General features: G+C 66.3%; 13 protein-coding genes and 1 riboswitch. Of the genes, 5 read left to right on the forward strand and 8 right to left on the reverse strand.

What is annotated here, in order from left to right; all coding sequences use genetic code 11:
• Positions 1-4: 4 nt before the first annotated feature.
• Positions 5-2,710 carry a phosphoenolpyruvate carboxylase gene (gene ppc / locus KPL74_14435; protein QWT18939.1) on the reverse strand — a complete coding sequence of 902 codons (2,706 nt, stop codon included), beginning with the start codon at positions 2,708-2,710 and terminating at the stop codon, positions 5-7.
• A 248-nt stretch (positions 2,711-2,958) separates the two neighbouring features.
• Positions 2,959-3,041, forward strand: a riboswitch (S-adenosyl-L-homocysteine riboswitch).
• A 19-nt stretch (positions 3,042-3,060) separates the two neighbouring features.
• On the opposite strand from ppc, the gene ahcY reads away from it, so the two are divergent.
• Positions 3,061-4,491, forward strand: a complete 1,431-nt coding sequence (gene ahcY, locus KPL74_14440) for an adenosylhomocysteinase (GenBank protein ID QWT18940.1) — start codon at positions 3,061-3,063, stop codon at positions 4,489-4,491.
• A gap of 85 nt (positions 4,492-4,576) precedes the next feature.
• Here the strand turns inward: ahcY and KPL74_14445 are convergent, their stop codons facing one another.
• The gene (locus KPL74_14445; protein QWT18941.1) at positions 4,577-5,587 is read right to left on the reverse strand and encodes a retroviral-like aspartic protease family protein; all 1,011 of its coding nucleotides are present in this window, start codon (positions 5,585-5,587) and stop codon (positions 4,577-4,579) included.
• A gap of 101 nt (positions 5,588-5,688) precedes the next feature.
• Positions 5,689-6,144 (reverse strand): DUF4232 domain-containing protein, encoded by a 456-nt coding sequence (locus KPL74_14450; GenBank protein ID QWT18942.1) that lies wholly within the window; start codon positions 6,142-6,144, stop codon positions 5,689-5,691.
• Between the two features lie 156 nt (positions 6,145-6,300).
• Between KPL74_14450 and metF the strand changes: the two genes are divergently transcribed.
• From metF to KPL74_14470, 4 genes are all read left to right on the forward strand, one after another.
• Positions 6,301-7,125, forward strand: coding sequence for a methylenetetrahydrofolate reductase [NAD(P)H] (gene metF, locus KPL74_14455; GenBank protein ID QWT18943.1), 825 nt, complete (start codon positions 6,301-6,303; stop codon positions 7,123-7,125).
• Between the two features lie 58 nt (positions 7,126-7,183).
• Positions 7,184-7,705 carry a DUF4124 domain-containing protein gene (locus KPL74_14460; protein QWT18944.1) on the forward strand — a complete coding sequence of 174 codons (522 nt, stop codon included), beginning with the start codon at positions 7,184-7,186 and terminating at the stop codon, positions 7,703-7,705.
• Positions 7,706-7,796: 91 nt separating this feature from the next.
• On the forward strand, positions 7,797-8,714 hold the full coding sequence (locus KPL74_14465; protein QWT18945.1) for a branched-chain amino acid transaminase: 918 nt from the start codon (positions 7,797-7,799) through the stop codon (positions 8,712-8,714).
• Positions 8,715-8,833: 119 nt separating this feature from the next.
• Positions 8,834-9,715 carry a DUF2846 domain-containing protein gene (locus KPL74_14470; GenBank protein QWT18946.1) on the forward strand — a complete coding sequence of 294 codons (882 nt, stop codon included), beginning with the start codon at positions 8,834-8,836 and terminating at the stop codon, positions 9,713-9,715.
• An 86-nt stretch (positions 9,716-9,801) separates the two neighbouring features.
• On the opposite strand, the gene KPL74_14475 is transcribed toward KPL74_14470, so the two are convergent.
• The 5 genes from KPL74_14475 to KPL74_14495 form a co-directional block, all read right to left on the reverse strand.
• Entirely contained in the window at positions 9,802-10,677 is an 876-nt protein-coding gene (locus KPL74_14475; GenBank protein ID QWT18947.1) for a hypothetical protein, read from the reverse strand.
• A gap of 13 nt (positions 10,678-10,690) precedes the next feature.
• Positions 10,691-12,193 carry an esterase-like activity of phytase family protein gene (locus tag KPL74_14480; GenBank protein ID QWT18948.1) on the reverse strand — a complete coding sequence of 501 codons (1,503 nt, stop codon included), beginning with the start codon at positions 12,191-12,193 and terminating at the stop codon, positions 10,691-10,693.
• Entirely contained in the window at positions 12,193-14,544 is a 2,352-nt protein-coding gene (locus KPL74_14485) for a TonB-dependent receptor (protein ID QWT18949.1), read from the reverse strand. Before KPL74_14485 ends, KPL74_14480 begins: the two co-directional genes overlap by 1 nt.
• Positions 14,545-14,709: 165 nt before the next feature.
• Positions 14,710-15,987, reverse strand: a complete 1,278-nt coding sequence (locus tag KPL74_14490; protein QWT18950.1) for a HAMP domain-containing histidine kinase — start codon at positions 15,985-15,987, stop codon at positions 14,710-14,712.
• Positions 15,971-16,657 (reverse strand): response regulator transcription factor, encoded by a 687-nt coding sequence (locus KPL74_14495; GenBank protein ID QWT18951.1) that lies wholly within the window; start codon positions 16,655-16,657, stop codon positions 15,971-15,973. The genes KPL74_14490 and KPL74_14495 overlap by 17 nt, the downstream gene beginning before the upstream one ends.
• Positions 16,658-16,712: the final 55 nt, after the last annotated feature.

A 16,712-nucleotide genomic window follows, 5' to 3' on the forward strand; every position in this document is an offset into this window, starting at 1 on the left:
ACCGTTAGCCGGTGTTCTGCAGGCCCTGGGAGACGCCGTTCACGCAGGCAACCAGGGCATTGAGCAGGGCGTCGTCCTTGCCACCGGTGGCGCGCCAGCGCTTCAACAGGTCGACCTGGAGCAGGCTCATCGGGTCGACGTAGGGGTTGCGCAGGCGGATGGAGTTGGCGAGGCGCGGTTCGCGCTGGAGCAGCTCGCTCGCGCCCTTCAGCTTGAGCACCCAGCCCACCGTGCGCTCGAACTCTTCGCGCACCTTGGGGAAGAAGCGCTCGTGCAGCGGCCCGGCGAGCTCCGAGAAGGCCTCGGCGATGTCGATGTCGGCCTTGGCCAGCACCATTTCCACGTCGTCGAGCATGGTCGCGAAGAACGCCCATTCCTGGGCCATCCGGGCGAGGGTTTCCTCGCCGTGCTCGCGAGCGACCACGTCCAGCGCGCTGCCCAATCCATACCAGCCGGTGAGCACGGCGCGGCACTGCGTCCAGGAGAACACCCACGGGATCGCGCGCAGGTCTTCGACGCCCTTCATGCTGCGCCGGCGTGCCGGGCGCGAGCCGAGGGTCATGCGCTCGATGACGTCGATCGGCGTGGCGCCACGGAAATAATCCACGAAGCCATCCATGTCGACGAAGGCGCGGTAGGCCTTGCGGCTTTCGTCGGACAGCCGGGCCATGACGTCCTTCCAGCCCGACTCGCGCACTTCAGCGACGCGCGGCCGCAGCGATGCGCGCATGACCGCGCCGAGGGTCTGTTCGAGGTTGCGCACCGCGAGCGCGCGGATGCCGTACTTGCGGTGGATCACCTCACCCTGCTCGGTCACGCGCAATACGCCGGCGACCGAACCACGCGGCGACGCCATCAGCGCGGGCGTGATCCGCGAACCGCCACGGCTTGCCGAGCCACCGCGGCCATGGAAGAAGGCGATGCGGATGCCGGCTTTCGCCGCGACCTCCAGCAGTTCGACCTGGGCGCGCTGCAGGCTCCACTTCGAGGCCACCGTGCCGCCATCCTTGCCACTGTCGGAATAGCCGAGCATCACCCACTGGCGATCGCCACGCGCCTTCAGGTGCGCGCGGTAGACGGGGTCATCGATCAGGGCCTGCAGGGTTGCCGGGCCGCCCTTCAGGTCGTCGATGGTCTCGAACAGCGGCGCTACGTCGAGCGGCACGCGCCCCTCTTCCAGCAAGCCACCGCGGCGCGCGAGCGCCAGCACGGCAAGCACGTCGGCGGCGGTCTCGGCCATGCTGATGATGTAGAGCCCGGTTGCCTGGTGGCCGTAACGCTTGCGTGCGTCGGCCAGCGTCGCGAACACCTCGCGCAACGAGGTCGCTGCCTCGTTCGCGTCGCCGGCGACGAAGCTGCGTTCGCCCGCGGCGTAGGGACGCAGCGTCTTCGCACGCGCGTCGGCTTCGCGATCGGCCCAGCCACTGTCGTCCAGCAGGGCACCCAGTGCTTCGTCGTGCACGCGGGCATCCTGGCGCACGTCCAGCCGCGCGAGGTGGAAGCCGAACGTGCGGGCGCGCCAGAGCAGGCGACCCACGGCATACGCACCAGCGTGCTGCCCGCCGTTTTCCAGCAGGCTCTTCTCGACCAGCGCGATGTCGTCGACGAACTCGTCGGCCGACGCGTAGCCGTCGCCATCTTCCGCGAGCGTCGCCTCGAGGCGGGCCGCGACGAAGGCGAGGAACGAGCGGTATGGCATGTCGGCATGGCGCGGGCGGATCCGCGCCGCCGCTTCCGGCAGGCGGTCGCGATAGTGTTCGAGCCGGCGTTCGAGCTTGTCGTTGAGCTCGACCCGGTCGATGGTCTGGCTAAGCAGCCGACCGAGTTCGCCCAGCCCCTCGATGTAACGCTCGAGCACCAGCGACCGCTGTGCGGAAAGCGTGGCCGCGATGGTCTGCGCATTGACGTTGGGATTGCCGTCCATGTCGCCGCCGACCCAGGTAGCGAAGCGCAGCAGGCGTGGAATCGCCACGCCTTCGCCGTAATGCTCGACGATGGCCTGTTCCAGCGCTTCGTAAAGTGCCGGCAACACGCGGTAGATCGGCCGGGACACGTAGAAGCCGACGTGGTCGAACTCGTCCGACACGCTGGGCCGCACGGGCGAGGCTTCGGCGGTCTGCCAGCCAGCGGACAACGCCATCAGGATGCGCGCATCGTCGTCGCGCAATTCCTGCGGCGTCCGCGTCGGATCGAACTCGTCGACGAGGGCACGGACGATTTCCTGTTCCTTCTCGAGCAGCGAGCGGCGTACGGCCTCCGTCGGATGCGCGGTAAAGACCGGCTCGACATCCAGCTTGCCGAGCAACGCGCCCAGCTCCTCGCGCGTCACGCCTTCCGCCTTCAACTGGCCCAGCACCGCGGCCAGCGACTCCGGCTGCGCGCCCTTGCCCTCGCGCTGGTAATCGCGGCGACGACGGATCCGATGCACCCGCTCGGCGGTGTTCACCGCCTGGAAGTACGTCGCGAACGCGCGGGCCAGCGCCTCCGCGTCGGCCGCATCCAGCCCCGTGAGGCTCTCGGCGAGCGCATCCACCGCGGCCCCGCTACGGCGCCGATGGATCGCCGTGGTGCGCACCTGCTCCACCCGCTCGAAAAAGGCCTGTCCGCCCTGCTCGGCCAGCATCTGGCCCACCAGGGCACCAAGCCGCCGGACGTCCTCGCGCAGGGGGCCGTCGTGGGGAAGGAATTCGGGATCGCGCGTGGGTTGCATGAGGTCGCTCGCGTGCAGTGAGACTTCGAAGATAGCGAAAAAGGGTGAAGGAGCGGAGATGGGGGATGGGAAACGGGGGCGCGAGGGCCGACGATCGCCTGAGGTACGACCGCCGCTGTACTGGCGTTAACGCATCCGTGGGCTACCGGCGCCGTCAGTCGCTCGCCGGATAATCGCCCCCACTTCCCGCCTCCCGCCCCCATTCATCGCCCCATCGCAATTCCGCGATATAATCCCCGACTGTTCCGCCCGCCGAGGGGCGCTGCGACCGTAGGGGCTCCCCCGATGGCCAGGCTCGGCGCGGCTTCCCGCACAACGGCGCCCCCGTAACCATCCGGAGCTACGCCACCATGAACGCCGTCACCAAAGACACCGCGACGCAGGACTTCAAGGTCCGCGACATCTCCCTCGCCGCCCTCGGCCGCCGCCGCATCCGCATGGCGGAAGAAGAAATGCCGGGCCTGATGCAGATCCGCGCCCGTTATTCGAAGGAAAAGCCGCTCAAGGGCGTGCGCCTTTCCGGCTCGCTGCATGTCACCAAGGAAACCGCCGTGCTCGCCGAGACCCTGCGCGAGCTGGGTGCCTCGGTGCGTTGGGCGTCCTGCAACATCTTCTCCACCCAGGACGACGTGGCCGCGGCGCTTGCCGCTGGCGACCTGCCGGTGTTCGCCTGGAAGGGCGAGTCGCTGGAAGAGTACTGGGACTGCACGCTCGACATGCTGACCCATCCGGGTGAACTCGGCCCGCAGCTGATCGTGGACGACGGTGGCGACGCCACCCTGTTCATCCACAAGGGCGTGGAGCTCGAAGACGGCAGCGACTGGGTTAATACCCCGAGCGGCAACCACGAAGAGCAGGTCATCAAGGACCTGGTCAAGAAGACCGCCGCCGCGCGCCCGGGCTGGTTCAAGAAGATCGCCGCCGAATGGAGGGGCGTGTCGGAAGAGACCACCACCGGCGTCCATCGCCTGTACCAGCTCGCCGAAGCCGGCAAGCTGCTGGTCCCGGCCATCAACGTCAACGACTCGGTCACCAAGTCGAAGTTCGACAACCTCTACGGCTGCCGCGAATCGCTCGCCGACGGCATCAAGCGCGCGACCGACCTGATGGTCGCGGGCAAGGTCGCCGTCGTCTGCGGTTATGGCGACGTGGGCAAGGGCTGCGCGCATTCGCTGAAGGGCTTCGGTGCCCGCGTGATCGTCACGGAAATCGATCCGATCAACGCCCTGCAGGCGGCGATGGAAGGCTTCCAGGTCACCACGATCGAAGACACACTCGGCCTCGGCGACATCTATGTGACCACCACGGGCAACAAGGACATCATCACGCTGGAACACATGGCGAAGATGAAGAACAACGCCCTGGTCTGCAACATCGGCCACTTCGACAACGAGATCCAGATGGACCGCCTGAACGGCGCGAAGGATGTCACCCGCGAGAACATCAAGCCGCAGGTCGATCGCTACACCTTCGCCACCGGCAACAGCATCTACATGCTGGCCGAAGGCCGCCTGGTCAATCTCGGCTGCGCCCATGGCCATCCGAGCTTCGTCATGTCGAACAGCTTCTCGAACCAGACCCTCGCCCAGCTCGACCTGTGGGCGAACAAGGACAAGTACGAGAACACGGTGTACCGCCTGCCGAAGAAGCTCGACGAAGAAGTCGCCCGCCTGCACCTCGAGCAGATCGGCGTGAAGCTGACCGTGCTCACCAAGGACCAGGCCGACTACATCGGCGTGCCGGTGGAAGGCCCGTACAAGCCGGATCATTACCGCTACTAAGCAGCGGCTTCGCTGACTGTGTAGGTCGCGCGCAGGCGCGCTCCTACAGGGAACCAAGGCGCCACCCTCACGGGTGGCGCTTTTTTTATGGCGCCTTGTTAGCCTGGGATGCACCAGGCTCGCGACGACTCAGGGTCATCGTGTCGACGCCCTGCACTTCGGTGGAGTTGATGTTGAATTGCGAGAGGACGTTGACGCCCAGCAGCAGTGCGCAATCCCGGCATGCGAGTGCCTTCACGTTCTCAAGATCGAAAGCACCGACGTGCAGATGCTCGATGACCACTTCGCGGGCGACGGTGCTGTGTCCATCGGCCAGGCGGATGGTTACCTGGCCGCGGGTCACGCGGTAAGGCACCTTGGAATCGGCGAGGAAAATGTCGTCCACGGCCGTGGTCGTTGCGCCGGTGTCGACGACGAAGGCTTCGGTCGGACCTTTCCCGGCCTGCACCGGTGCGTAGTACGTGTTGTCCAGCTTCACGAGGCGGAGCTGTACAAGCTCGCCCTGCGTCGCCGCGCCGTCGTCGGGTAGCGATTCGATGGCGACGCGCTGGCCGGTGAAGTACGCATCGTGCCCGAGCGCATCCAGGTGCTGGTCGAATTCGGTGAGCAGGGCCAGCGCTTCGTGGCGACGATGCTGCCGAACCAGGAGCTTGGCGAGATTGCCGCGCACGTCGACCAGCGATGGCACGAGCTTCAGCGTCTTGTACGACCAGTCGATCGCTTCGTCGGTGCGGCCGACCTTTGCCAGGCTGTCCGCGTAGCCAGCGAACACATCGTAGGTGCCCACGCCATCGGCGAGCACCTGTTGGTACACCGCGATGGCCTCCTTGTCCTTGCCTTCCTGGTTGAGCACGAACGCCAGCGTTCCAAGCCCCTTGTCGTCGGTCGGGCGCAGTTTCACGTAGGCCTGCACCGCAGCTTCGGCGCACGGAAGGTCGGCTTTCCGCGCACAGTCGATGTACCGCTGCATGAGTTCGGGCGCCGTGGTCGGCAACGGCGCGCTCGTGGCGACCGTCGTCTCGCCGCCTTCCTTCGAACACGCGCACGCCAGCGCGACCGCGAGGCACAGTGCCCCGGCACGGATCTTCGTCAACACCACATTGCCCCCTGTCCCTTGTATGCCGGCCGCCGCGTGGCGCCTGGCGGGCCCTGTCTGGCCCGCGCACAGGATGCTACGGGGCGGGGCTTACTTCAACGTCAGCGCACGCTGGTAAGCGTCGACTGTTCGAAGTCGATCGGCTTGCCGTCTTCGCCACACAGGTGGCCGGCGAGGTCGGCGCGCAGCACCTGGTCGCCGAAGCGGACTTCAACGCGCGCGGGGTCGACGCAGCGGCTCTTGTCGAAGACCTCCCCCGACACCCAGCGCAGGGAAGCCTGCGCGCTGGCACCGGGTTCCAGCCGCACCGGCACGACGGCCGGGCCAGGATGCATGCCGACCGGCGCCTTGCGTGCCGCCGGCAGCACCGCGCCCTGGGCGTCCTTCAACGACACCATCGGCAGGCCGGGCACGGTGCACGCTTTGCCGGCCTTGTTCGTCACGACCAGATAGCTGCCGCCGTGGGACATGCCGTCTAGGTCGCCATCGCGCCCGTCCGTGGCCAGCGACAACATCCCGGCGGTACAGGGCGCGACGACAGGGGTGAATACGGGCATCGGAAGCTCCAGGGGAAACGGTCGGTGACGACTCATTTTGCAGGGTGATGCTGAACGAGACGGCGTGGCGCCGACGGCCTCTCGCACCATGAATAGCCATCTTTCCATCTGGATGGAAAGATATATACTCGGCACATCGCTCTACGGTGTCGACCCATGCCCGCCATCAGCTTCGAATTCTTCCCGCCCAAGACCGACGAACAGCGCGACCAGCTGGACAAGGCGGTCGACCGGCTGAAAAACCATGCGCCCGACTACGTCTCGGTGACCTTCGGTGCCGGCGGTTCGACCCTGAGCTACACCGGCGACACGGTGAAGCGGCTGCGCAGCCAGCACGGCCTGTCGGTGGCGCCCCACCTGTCCTGCATGGGCGGCACCCGGGCCGAGATCCGCGCCCTGCTCGACGAGTACAAGGAGCGCGGCTGCCGCCGCATCGTCGCGCTGCGCGGCGACCTGCCCTCGGGCATGGCCACGCCGGGCGACTTTCGCTACGCCGCGGAACTGGTCGGCTTCATCCGCGAGCACAGCGGCGACCATTTCCACATCGAGGTGGCGGCCTATCCGGAAACGCATCCCCAGGCCGACAACGCCCTGGTCGACCTGCGCCACTTCAAGGCGAAGTGCGACGCCGGCGCGAACGGCGCCATCACCCAGTACTTCTTCAACTCGGACGCGTATTTCCGCTTCGTGGACGACGTCAGCCGGCTCGGCGTGAACATCCCGATCGTTCCGGGAATCATGCCCATCGCCAACTTCAGCCAGTTGCGCCGGTTTTCAGAGCAATGCGGTGCCGAAATACCGCGCTGGATCGTCAAGCGGATGCAGGCGCATGGCGACGACGCCGCGGCCGTCCGCGACCTCGGGGCCGACGTGGTGGCCGAGCTTTGCCGGCGCCTGCTCGACGGCGGCGCGCCTGGCCTGCATTTCTATACGATCAACAGGGCCCGGGCGACCACGGCCGTGCTCGAACGGCTTGGGTGACGGCAAACGTGCTCGCCGTCATGGCGTAATCCCCGGCGGTCGCGGATGATGGCGCCTTATGCCCCCAGCCGCCCTTCCCGTGATCCGTGCCGTCTTCCTGCTCATCCTGTTGCTCGCGACCCTTCCGGTCGCCGCGCAGACGACGATCCACCGCTGCATCGGCAAGGACGGCCGGCCGGTCTTTTCCGACCAGCCGTGCAATCTCGTCGGGGCCACGTCGGTGATGCCGCCCGCCCCGGCCAGCTCCAGCGCGGCCGCGCCGGGCGCCTCGCCCAGCACGGGCCTGCTCTGCGCCAAGGACATGGCGACCCTGCGCATCGCGGTGGCCACCGCCTTCACCACCCGCGACGCGAACCGCATCGGCGGGCTCACCCTCTGGACCGGCTACGGCAGCGGGGGTGCGGTGGAGAACATTCGCACGCTCGAGGGCGTGGTCAGGCAAACCCTGCTCTCCCTGGAAGGCGACGAAACGGACGGGATCGACGCGGTCACCCGACCGACCGGAGATGGCTCGACCCGGCACGTGCACTTCGGCGTGGTGAAGGACTCGGGCTGCCTGTGGTTGCGGCCGCCGACGTAAGGCGCATGGCCGCGGGCCTGGGATGGCGCGGCGCGCCATGTGGCGGGCAGGCTTAGCCGTTATGATGAGCGGTCCCCTCCGGAGCGCTCCCATGTCGCAGAACTACCCCGAATGGATCTGGCAGAACGGCCAGGTGAAGGCCTGGCGCGATGCCACGGCACATGTCATGTCGCATGCCCTGCATTACGGCTCGTCCGTTTTCGAAGGCATCCGCAGCTATGAGACGCCGGATGGCGCCGCGATCTTCCGCCTGACCGATCATCTCAAGCGCCTGTACCTGTCCGCAAAGATTTACGACATGGTGCTGCCGTACACGATCGACGAGCTGGCCGACGCCTGCCGCACCGTGATCAGTAAAAACGAGCAGAGCGCCGCTTACCTGCGCCCGGTCGCCTATCGTGGCCTCGGCGGCTTCGGTCTCTCGGCCGAGACACCGATCGACGTGGCCGTGGCCAGCTGGCCGATGGGTCCGTACCTCGGGCCCGAGGCGCTGGAAAACGGCATCGACGCCTGCGTGTCGAGCTGGCAGCGGTTCGCCCCGAATACGATCCCGGCCGGTGCGAAGGCCGGCGGTAACTACCTTTCCGGCCAGCTGATCGCGCGTGAAGCGCGCCGTCTCGGCTTCGGCGAGGGCATTGCGCTGGCCTCCACCGGCCTGCTCAGCGAAGGCGCGGGCGAGAACCTGTTCCTCGTTTTCGATGGCGCCCTGCATACCACCCCGGCGAGCGCGTCCATCCTCACCGGCATCACCCGCCATACCCTGATCACGCTGGCGCGCGAGGAAGGCATCGAGGTCATCGAACGCGACCTGCCGCGCGAGTACCTATACCTCGCCGACGAGATCCTGATGTGCGGCACTGCCGCCGAGGTCACCCCGATCCGCTCGGTCGACAGCAAGCAGGTCGGCACCGGCAAGGCCGGCCCGATCACCCGTCGCCTGCAGGACCTGTACTTCGGCCTGTTCAGCGGCAAGACGCAGGATCGCTGGGGCTGGCTCGAGCCGGTCTAAGCCATACGCATAAGCGGTAAGGCCAGCCCGGGCCCTGTTGCACGCCCGGGCTGGCGCGCTACGATGCGTCCGCGCAGGCGAATGGATCGCCCGCGCATTCCTACAGGGGGAAGCAACCAATGATTCGCAAGCACTTCGCCGCCACCGCGGCGTTGGCGATCGCGTTCACGCTCGCCGGCTGCGCGCCGGTCCATCGCGTCGATCGCGCCACCAGCGACAAGGCCAAGGTCTTCGTACCGCTCACCGACAAGGCGGTCGTCTACATCTACCGCAACACCATCCTCGGCGCTGCCATTAGCCTCGGCATCGACGTGGACCAGACCACCGTCGGCTCCACCGGCCCGGACAGCTTCTTCAAACTGGCCCTCGCGCCGGGCAAGCACACCATCACCTCGCGCGGCGAGAACACCGCCACGCTCGACATCGACGTGAAGGCCGGCCAGCGCTATTACGTGTGGCAGGACGTGAAGATCGGTTTCTTCATCGCGCGCACCGGGCTGCACCAGGTGAGCGACGCCGAAGGCGAGAAGGAAGTTCGTTCGCTCAAACTGCTGCGCACGGACGTTGCTGCGTTCCGCATGCCGGAAGACAACGCGGGTGATGCGCACACGCCCGTGCCGGCGCCTGCCGCTGATTCGATCGCGGCCGTGCCGGCGGCACCGACCGCTGCCGTGGCTGCCGCTGCCACGCCTGCGCCCGCGGACGACGCGACAGCCGCGCCTGCCGCCACTGCCGTGCCGGCGACGTCTGCTGCGACGGCAGCGGAGCCGACGCTTGCACCTGCACCGGGCGGGATCGCCGCGCTGGACGATCGCGTCAGCAAGCCAATGTTCGTCGCGGCGCAGGACATCGCCTCGAAGCACCAGTGCGAGCGGCTGCTGCATGTGCGTAGCGTCGGCGGCACGGATGCACGCTTCTACAGCGCCTGCCCGGGTACCAGCACGCCGATCGAGATTGCGTGCCATGGTGCGGCGTGTAGCGAGGCTGCGCCGAAGGGGTGATGGGGAGGAGTGTAGGAGCGACCCTGGTCGCGACCGCCAAGAGCCGTCGCGACCAGGGTCGCTCCTACAAAACGGGTTCTGGTGGGTTACTGGCAGAAGCCGTTGGGGTAGGCGGGGGACTTGTAGGCGTAGAGCCAGCTGGTCTTGCCGCCGTCGTTGGCAACGTTCCAGCCGTTGCCGATCGAACCGATGGCCTGGTTGAGCAGCTGAGAGCGCTGTAGCACCGGCGTGGTGAAGTATTTATCGGCATCCGCTTCAACGCGGAACGACAGTTCCGCCAGCGTGGGCGTGGCCGCACCGTCCACGTACCACAGGGTCAGCGCGAACTCCGCCTGCGACTGGCCGAGGTCGGACACCGGGCCGTCGTATTCCTGCTGGGTGACCGTCACGCCGGCAACCTTCGACAGCGAGGAGCTGTTGATGGCCGACAACGCGGACGCACCCGGGAACTGTTTGGCCAGGTCGGCGACCGTGGCCGGCGTCGTCATCGCGTCCTGCTTGGTCGAGTGCGCGAGCACCAGTCCGCCCGGCGTCACGTCGGTTTCCAGCTTCGTATCCTTGTTCTTCCCGGCGCCCGAGACATCGGTCCAGTAAGACAGCTCTTCGTCCGGATGGCGGAACTTGAACTGGATGTCGTTATGGTCGCCCGTGCGCGTGCGCACCGAATAGCCACGGCTCATCAGCTGGCAGGTATGTGGCGTATCGATGTAGGTGAGCGTGTCGCGATCGCCCGCGCTGAAGCTGCCGGTGACGGTCTTGTCGAAGCCGAGCACGGAAAGGCGTGCCGAAAGGTTCTGCAGCAAGGTCGCGGCGGCGCTCGACGGATTCGACGCGAAGCGCGACGGATCGATCAAAGCCTTGTATTCCTTGCTATCCACGTAGGCGGGGGAATTGGCGTGGACGGTAGCCGTGCCCAGCAGCAGCGCGGCGGCGATCAGCGGTGACAGCGTACGTTTCATCATGCGCGGGACCCTTTCAATGGTGGGGAGCGGTGCTGGAACGCATGCCCGGCAAGGTCAGCCGGTACACGAGGATGCGGTTGTCGTTGTCGATCGGCGAATCACACGCCTGGCCTTCCATCACGCAGTGCTTCGCGATGAAGTCGTTGTCGTTGCCCACGAGCAGGAACCAGTCATCCGGATGCGCCGGGTCGAGCACCGGCAGCAGGTCCATCGCTTCCCACTTCTCGGAGAGCTGGGCGAGCCCGGCGTGCCCCGCTTCGAGCGACAGTCCGGCCCGGGCGAGGTCGGCAGGATCGAGCAGGTTTACCAGCGGCTTCCACGTCGCCGGATGGATCGTGTCGCGCAACGCACCGCCCTGCCCCACGACCGATTCGGTACCGGTTTCGTACGGCGTGCCGGCGAGGTTGGTCGCGCCCTGCGTATCGACCACCACGATGCTCTTGAACACGATGGGCTTGCCACCGTCCGCACCCCAGCCGCTGCCGTCGCGGGTCAGCATCAGGAAGCGATGGTTATCGAGCACGCGGATTTCGCTTTGCGCCGCCGTGCGGTTCGGCGCGCCACCGGCACCGCGATCGTCATAGACCGGCAAGGTGACCACGTAGTGGCCGATGGGCCTGGCGGGCGTCCTGTCGTGCGAGACGTCATAGACGAACACGCGCGTGTTGGCGCGGGACGATCCCTCCGTGCCCGCCGAGTCCTGCAATACGGCGCTCTGCAACATCACGAACAGGCGCGTGCCATCCGGCGACAGGGCCATGCCTTCGACGCCCTGGTTGTTGCGACGGCCACTCACCGGCGGCTTCAAAGAGGTGAAATACGGCTTGCCGTCGGTGCCTACCGGACGTGCAGCCTTCGGCGGCACGAGGATGCCGACCAGCTTGCCCTTCGCATCGAAGCGATAGACGTTGGCGGCGTATTCGTCACCGATGTAGAAGCCACCGCCAGGGATGAACTGCAGCGATTCGGCGTCCAGCGAGATCTTGCCTGCGCCGATGCCGCTGGCCGGCGACGGCAGCACGACACCGTGCTGGTTGAGCGTGCCCGCCGCCGGCTCGGCGCCCGTGAACGGCTTGCCGGCGAAATCCTTCAGCTCGATCCCACCATCCGGCACCAGCCCAACCCGCGCGACCGCATCCTGCGAAACCGTCATCGAAAACCGAATCCGATTCACCCGCCCCGCATAATCGAAGAACACATTGTGCTCCGGATCGTTACGGCCACGATCCGGCAACGTCCACAACACGCCGGTATACGTGTCGCCTTCGCGCTTCCACGAGCCCGGCTCGATCGCCAATGACGAGAACGACCCCAAGGTGTCGCCGAGGAAATCAATCGTCCCTGCCGGCAACACGCCGGCGGCGACGAGGCCCTGGTCGACATACGTCGTACCACCCACCACGACGCTGCGCGGCAACGGCGTGGTGGCGATGTCGGGCTGGCGCACCTCGAGGGACTGCGCCGCGGCGCTCCCTGCCAGGCACGTCGCGATGAGTCCCCCGAGCAGCGCGCGCATCAGAAGCGGACGTCGAGGTTGGCGAAGTACTGGCGCGGCGCCGACGCATGGAATACGTAGATCGTGCCGGTCGGATCGCTCGGTGCGAACACGCTGGAATCGAAGTTGCTGGCGTAGCGCTTGTCGCCCAGGTTGGTGACGTTGACCGACAGGCGGATATCCCTGGCGAACCAGGCCGGACCGAAGTCGTAACCGCCGCTCACGTCCCACAGGGTGAAGCCGCCGAAGCCGCGATCGTTGGTGTAGGTGTAGTAGCGCTTGCCGGTGTACTTGCCGCGCAGCGAGGCGAACCACGGGCCCTGGTTCCAGTCGATCTGCGTCGCGAACATCTTGGTCGGCGTGTCGGTCTGGATCTTACCCTTGGTGTGCTGGACCACGCCGGCCTGGGTGTAGTCGCTGGCATAGGTCGAGCGGTTGTAGGAGGCCGAGTTGAACCAGCGCACGCTGTCCACCGGCGTCCAGACGAAGGTCAGTTCCACGCCATGGCTGTCGACGCCGCCGACGTTGTAGAAGCGGTTACCGCAGTTCGGGCCCACCGGGCTGCGCGAGTCGCAGGGGTTGTACTGCAGCAGGCGATTGTCGAAGCGCACGGTGTAGGCAGCCGCGGACGCGGCGATCGAACCGGTCTCGATGCGATAGCCGGCTTCCAGACTGCGCGACTTCTCGGGCTTGAGCGAACCCTGCGAGTCCCACGTCGCCTGGCTGACGGCCTGCGGACCAAGCTTGAAGCCACCCTGGAACATCGCGATGTTCTTGGAGAAGCTGGCGAATACCTCCTGTGTATCGTCGAGCTTGTAGCGCACGCCGGCCTGCGGCAGCAAGGCCTTGCTGGCACTGAGCTTGCCGGTCGCGAACTGGTTGTTCGAGTTTGCCGGGATCGGCTTCACCGCATCGCCCGGAAGCGCGGTCGCGTCCGACGTCACGTGGGGGCTCTTCACGCCCACGTCGACGGTGAGGCGCTCATCCAGGAAGTGCATCGTGTCCTGCAGGAAAGCCTGGCGCGTGTTCCACACCGTGCGCTGGTCGAACACGCCAAGGTCGGGCGTGGCGTCGATCGGCGCGCTTAGGTCGCGCGGGCCGGTCACGTAGCTGCTGTAGCGCGATGCGGACGAGATGTTGTGCTCGTACCAGACGCCGCCTTCGATGTGCTGGTTGGCGATGTCCCACCCGGCCGACAGCAACGCGCCGCTACGGTTGATGGTGTACAGAGTGTTGCGGAAGATAATCGGCAGCTGCTGTGGCGTACCCGGGTACGAGTAGGTGCCGCTGTTCCAGTTGTGGCCTTCGCCCGCGTCTTCGTGGTGGTAGGCCATCGCGTGGATGGTCACCGTGTCGCTAGGGAAGAAATCGCCGGCGAGATAGTAGAGGTCATCGTTACGCAGGATCTGGCCGGCGGTGAACGCGCCATCCGCGTCGGTGTCGGCACCGCTGCGGTCGCAACGCGCCGCGTTGAAGGTCGCCGCGTTGCAGTAGGCCTTGCCGATCGCCTTGTTCCAGTCCGGGGCCGAGCCGCCCCAGTCCCAACCAAGGCCGCGCGCCATCTCGCTCTTCGACAGGTAGAAATAGTCGGCCTGCGAGGTGCGCGAGGTGTCGGCGAAGCCGGTGATGCGAGCCCAGTCGAAGTCCCACACGGCCTTGCCGTTGAACTGCTTGGTGGTGGACTTGTTGTACGCCGACTGGTGGTTCCACAGGTCGGATTCGGTGCGTGCGCCCGAGAGGTACATCGAGAAGCCGTTGTACTCGCCCGTATCGAAGCGGGCGAAGGTGCGCCGGTTCTGGTCGCTGCCGAAGGTCTGCACCACGCGGCCACCCATTTTTTTCAACGGGTCGCCCGAGCTGTAGGCAATCGTACCGCCGAGGTTGCTGGTGGACGGCGTACCGAGGTTGCCGATGCCTTCGGAGAGTTCCGCGCCCGCGAAGTTTTCCGAGATCAGCGCGCGATTGATCGAAAGGCCGTTGTAGTTGTTGTAAGCGCTGTCGCCGAGCGGCATGCCGTCGAGCGTGTAGCCAAGGCGCGTGCCGCTGAAGCCGCGCAGGCTCAGCGTCATGGACTGTTCGTTCGAACCCAGTGCATCGACCGACTGTGCGTTCACGCCAGGCAGCGTGTTGAGCACTTTTTGCAGGCTGGTGCCGGGCGGCAGCGACTTCTGGTCCTGCGGACGCGAGCGCTGCACCTGGCGCGATTCGCCGGTGCCGATCACGGAAACCGCGTCGAGATCCTGCGCTTTTTCACGCTTGCCTGCGGCCGTCGTGCTGGTCGTATCGGTGGCGGTGGTATCGGGTTCGGCCGCCACGGCGACGGAAGACAGGGCCATGGCGAGCGCCACGGCCAGGACAGTCTGCTTGAACAAGGGCCTGCATCCTTTCATCGCAGGCGCGTCGCGGCCAGCCTCCCCTGAGGCGACCCATCACGCGCCGTAAGAACTCGCGATGATCGGACGTCTGAATGAAATCTTGATGACAGGTGAGACGCGACGGGGATTTCGGTCGCGCGCAGGCGCGCTCCTACATCGCCGTTATCGGAAATCGATGGTGGAAATGGCGCCGGCCATTTCCGGACGCGGCCGCAGCGACACGTCCCATCCGTACAGTTCGCACAGGCGGCGCACGATCGCCAGGCCCAGGCCTGCACCGCCGCCTGTCGCGCTTTCCCCGCGGATGCCACGCTGGAACAGCTTCTCGGCGTCTTCCGGCTTGATGCCCGGGCCGGTGTCGATCACGTCGATGCGACCATCCAACACGCGCACGGTGACCATGCCTTCCATCGTGTACTTGATGGCATTGCCGATCAGGTTGGTGAGTGCCACCGACAGCACCGACGCGGGTGCATTGACCGTCACCGAGCCATCCGAGATCAACTCGATGTCGATCGGCTTGCCGCCCATCTGCGGACGCTGGCTCTCGATCACGTCGCTGGCGACCCTGGCGACGTCGGTCACCTCGCCGCGCGTGGGACCACGACGTTCCGCACGCGACAGCAGCAACAGCGCTTCGATCAGCTCGGTCGCCTGGCGCGACGCGCGCTCGATGCGCTTGAGTCGCTCACGCAGCTTGTCGGTGAGGTCGGGCGACCCTTGCAGCAATTCGGTCGTGCTCGCGATCACCGCCAACGGCGTGCGCAGCTCGTGGCTGACGTCGGAGTTGAATTCGCGATCGCGCTCGACCACGGCGGTGAGGCGCGTGGCGTACTCGTCGAGCGCAACGGCCAGCTCGCCGATTTCGTCGTCGGCGAAGTGTGGCGCCAGCGCTTCGGCCTTGCCGGCACGACGGAAATCGCGCAGGCGGCGGGCCAGGTCGGTCACCGGACGCAGTACGCGCGACGACAGCCACACACCCAGCACCAGCGACAGCAGGCCAAACAGGAACACGGCCGCGATCACGCTGGTCAGCAGCTGGCGCTTGCCAAGCTCGTCGCGCGATACATCGAACTGCAGGAAGCTGATGATGCCGTCCTGCCGCCGCACCGCCACCTTGTAATGGTGGCGCTTGCCGTCCTTGTCGTCTTCGAAGATGTCATGGACGCCCGTGTCCAGGTTCTGCCAGGACAACGGGGCCTTGTAGATCGTGCGGTCGCTGAGCGTCGCGCCCTTGAGGATCTCGAACGAGATCGGCTGGTTGTTGCGCACCTTCTGGTTGAGCGAATCCACCTCGTCCTGCAAGGCCGAGTTGATCAGTTGCTCTTCGACGCGCGTGCGGATGTTGAGCGCGGCGAATGCGAAAAGCGCACTCAGGCCGAACCCAAACAGCGTGAACGTGACGACCAGGCGGAAGCGGAGCTTACGTCGGGACCGCATCCGGATCGACCATGCGATATCCGATGCCGTGGCGCGTATGGATCAACGGCTTCTCGAAGGGTTTGTCGATGGCGGCGCGCAGGCCATGGATATGCACGCGCAGCGAATCGGAATCCGGCAGTTCTTCGCCCCACACGCGCTGTTCGAGGTCCTGCCGCGTCACCACGGACGGGCTGGCCTCCATCAGCGCCTGGAGCAGTTTCAGGCCGATCGGGTTGAGCTGGATCGACTTGCCCTCGCGGGTGACGGTCAGCGTATCCAGGTTGTAGGTCAGGCCATCGACCTTGAGCACGCGGCTCTGCGGGCCCTTGCCACGGCGCGCCAGCACTTCGAGGCGGGCGGCCAGTTCCTGCAGGGCGAACGGCTTGGTCATGTAGTCGTCCGCGCCGGACTCGAAGCCGGTGAGCTTGTGCTCCAGCGAGTCGCGGGCGGTGAGCATGAGCACCGGGGTCTGCTTGTGGGCCTCGTGGCGCAGCTTCTTTGCCACGTCGAGCCCGTCCATCCCCGGCAGGGTGAGGTCGAGCACGATCACGTCGAAATCGTGGACGACGGCCAGGTGCAGGCCAGTGACACCGTCACCGGCGAAATCGACTACGTGGCCACGGTCTTCGAGGTAGTCCCCGATGTTGGTGGCGATGTCGGTGTTGTCTTCGATGACCAGGACGCGCATGCGGCACTCCGTTGTGCTGTCGCAAGAGTATTGCGACCGCAAGCTTAACGGGGAA

Origin of the sequence: Bacillus sp. NP157 (genome assembly GCA_018889975.1) — a bacterium.
GTDB lineage: Bacteria > Pseudomonadota > Gammaproteobacteria > Xanthomonadales > Rhodanobacteraceae > Luteibacter.

Excerpts from the sequence above, each read along its gene's own strand:
- ppc (QWT18939.1), bottom strand. The coding sequence starts at position 2,710 with ATGCAACCCACGCGCGATCCCGAATTCCTTCCCCACGACGGCCCCCTG.
- ahcY (QWT18940.1), top strand. The coding sequence starts at position 3,061 with ATGAACGCCGTCACCAAAGACACCGCGACGCAGGACTTCAAGGTCCGC.
- KPL74_14450 (QWT18942.1), bottom strand. The coding sequence starts at position 6,144 with ATGCCCGTATTCACCCCTGTCGTCGCGCCCTGTACCGCCGGGATGTTG.
- metF (QWT18943.1), top strand. The coding sequence starts at position 6,301 with ATGCCCGCCATCAGCTTCGAATTCTTCCCGCCCAAGACCGACGAACAG.
- KPL74_14460 (QWT18944.1), top strand. The coding sequence starts at position 7,184 with ATGCCCCCAGCCGCCCTTCCCGTGATCCGTGCCGTCTTCCTGCTCATC.
- KPL74_14465 (QWT18945.1), top strand. The coding sequence starts at position 7,797 with ATGTCGCAGAACTACCCCGAATGGATCTGGCAGAACGGCCAGGTGAAG.
- KPL74_14470 (QWT18946.1), top strand. The coding sequence starts at position 8,834 with ATGATTCGCAAGCACTTCGCCGCCACCGCGGCGTTGGCGATCGCGTTC.
- KPL74_14475 (QWT18947.1), bottom strand. The coding sequence starts at position 10,677 with ATGATGAAACGTACGCTGTCACCGCTGATCGCCGCCGCGCTGCTGCTG.
- KPL74_14480 (QWT18948.1), bottom strand. The coding sequence starts at position 12,193 with ATGCGCGCGCTGCTCGGGGGACTCATCGCGACGTGCCTGGCAGGGAGC.
- KPL74_14490 (QWT18950.1), bottom strand. The coding sequence starts at position 15,987 with ATGCGGTCCCGACGTAAGCTCCGCTTCCGCCTGGTCGTCACGTTCACG.
- KPL74_14495 (QWT18951.1), bottom strand. The coding sequence starts at position 16,657 with ATGCGCGTCCTGGTCATCGAAGACAACACCGACATCGCCACCAACATC.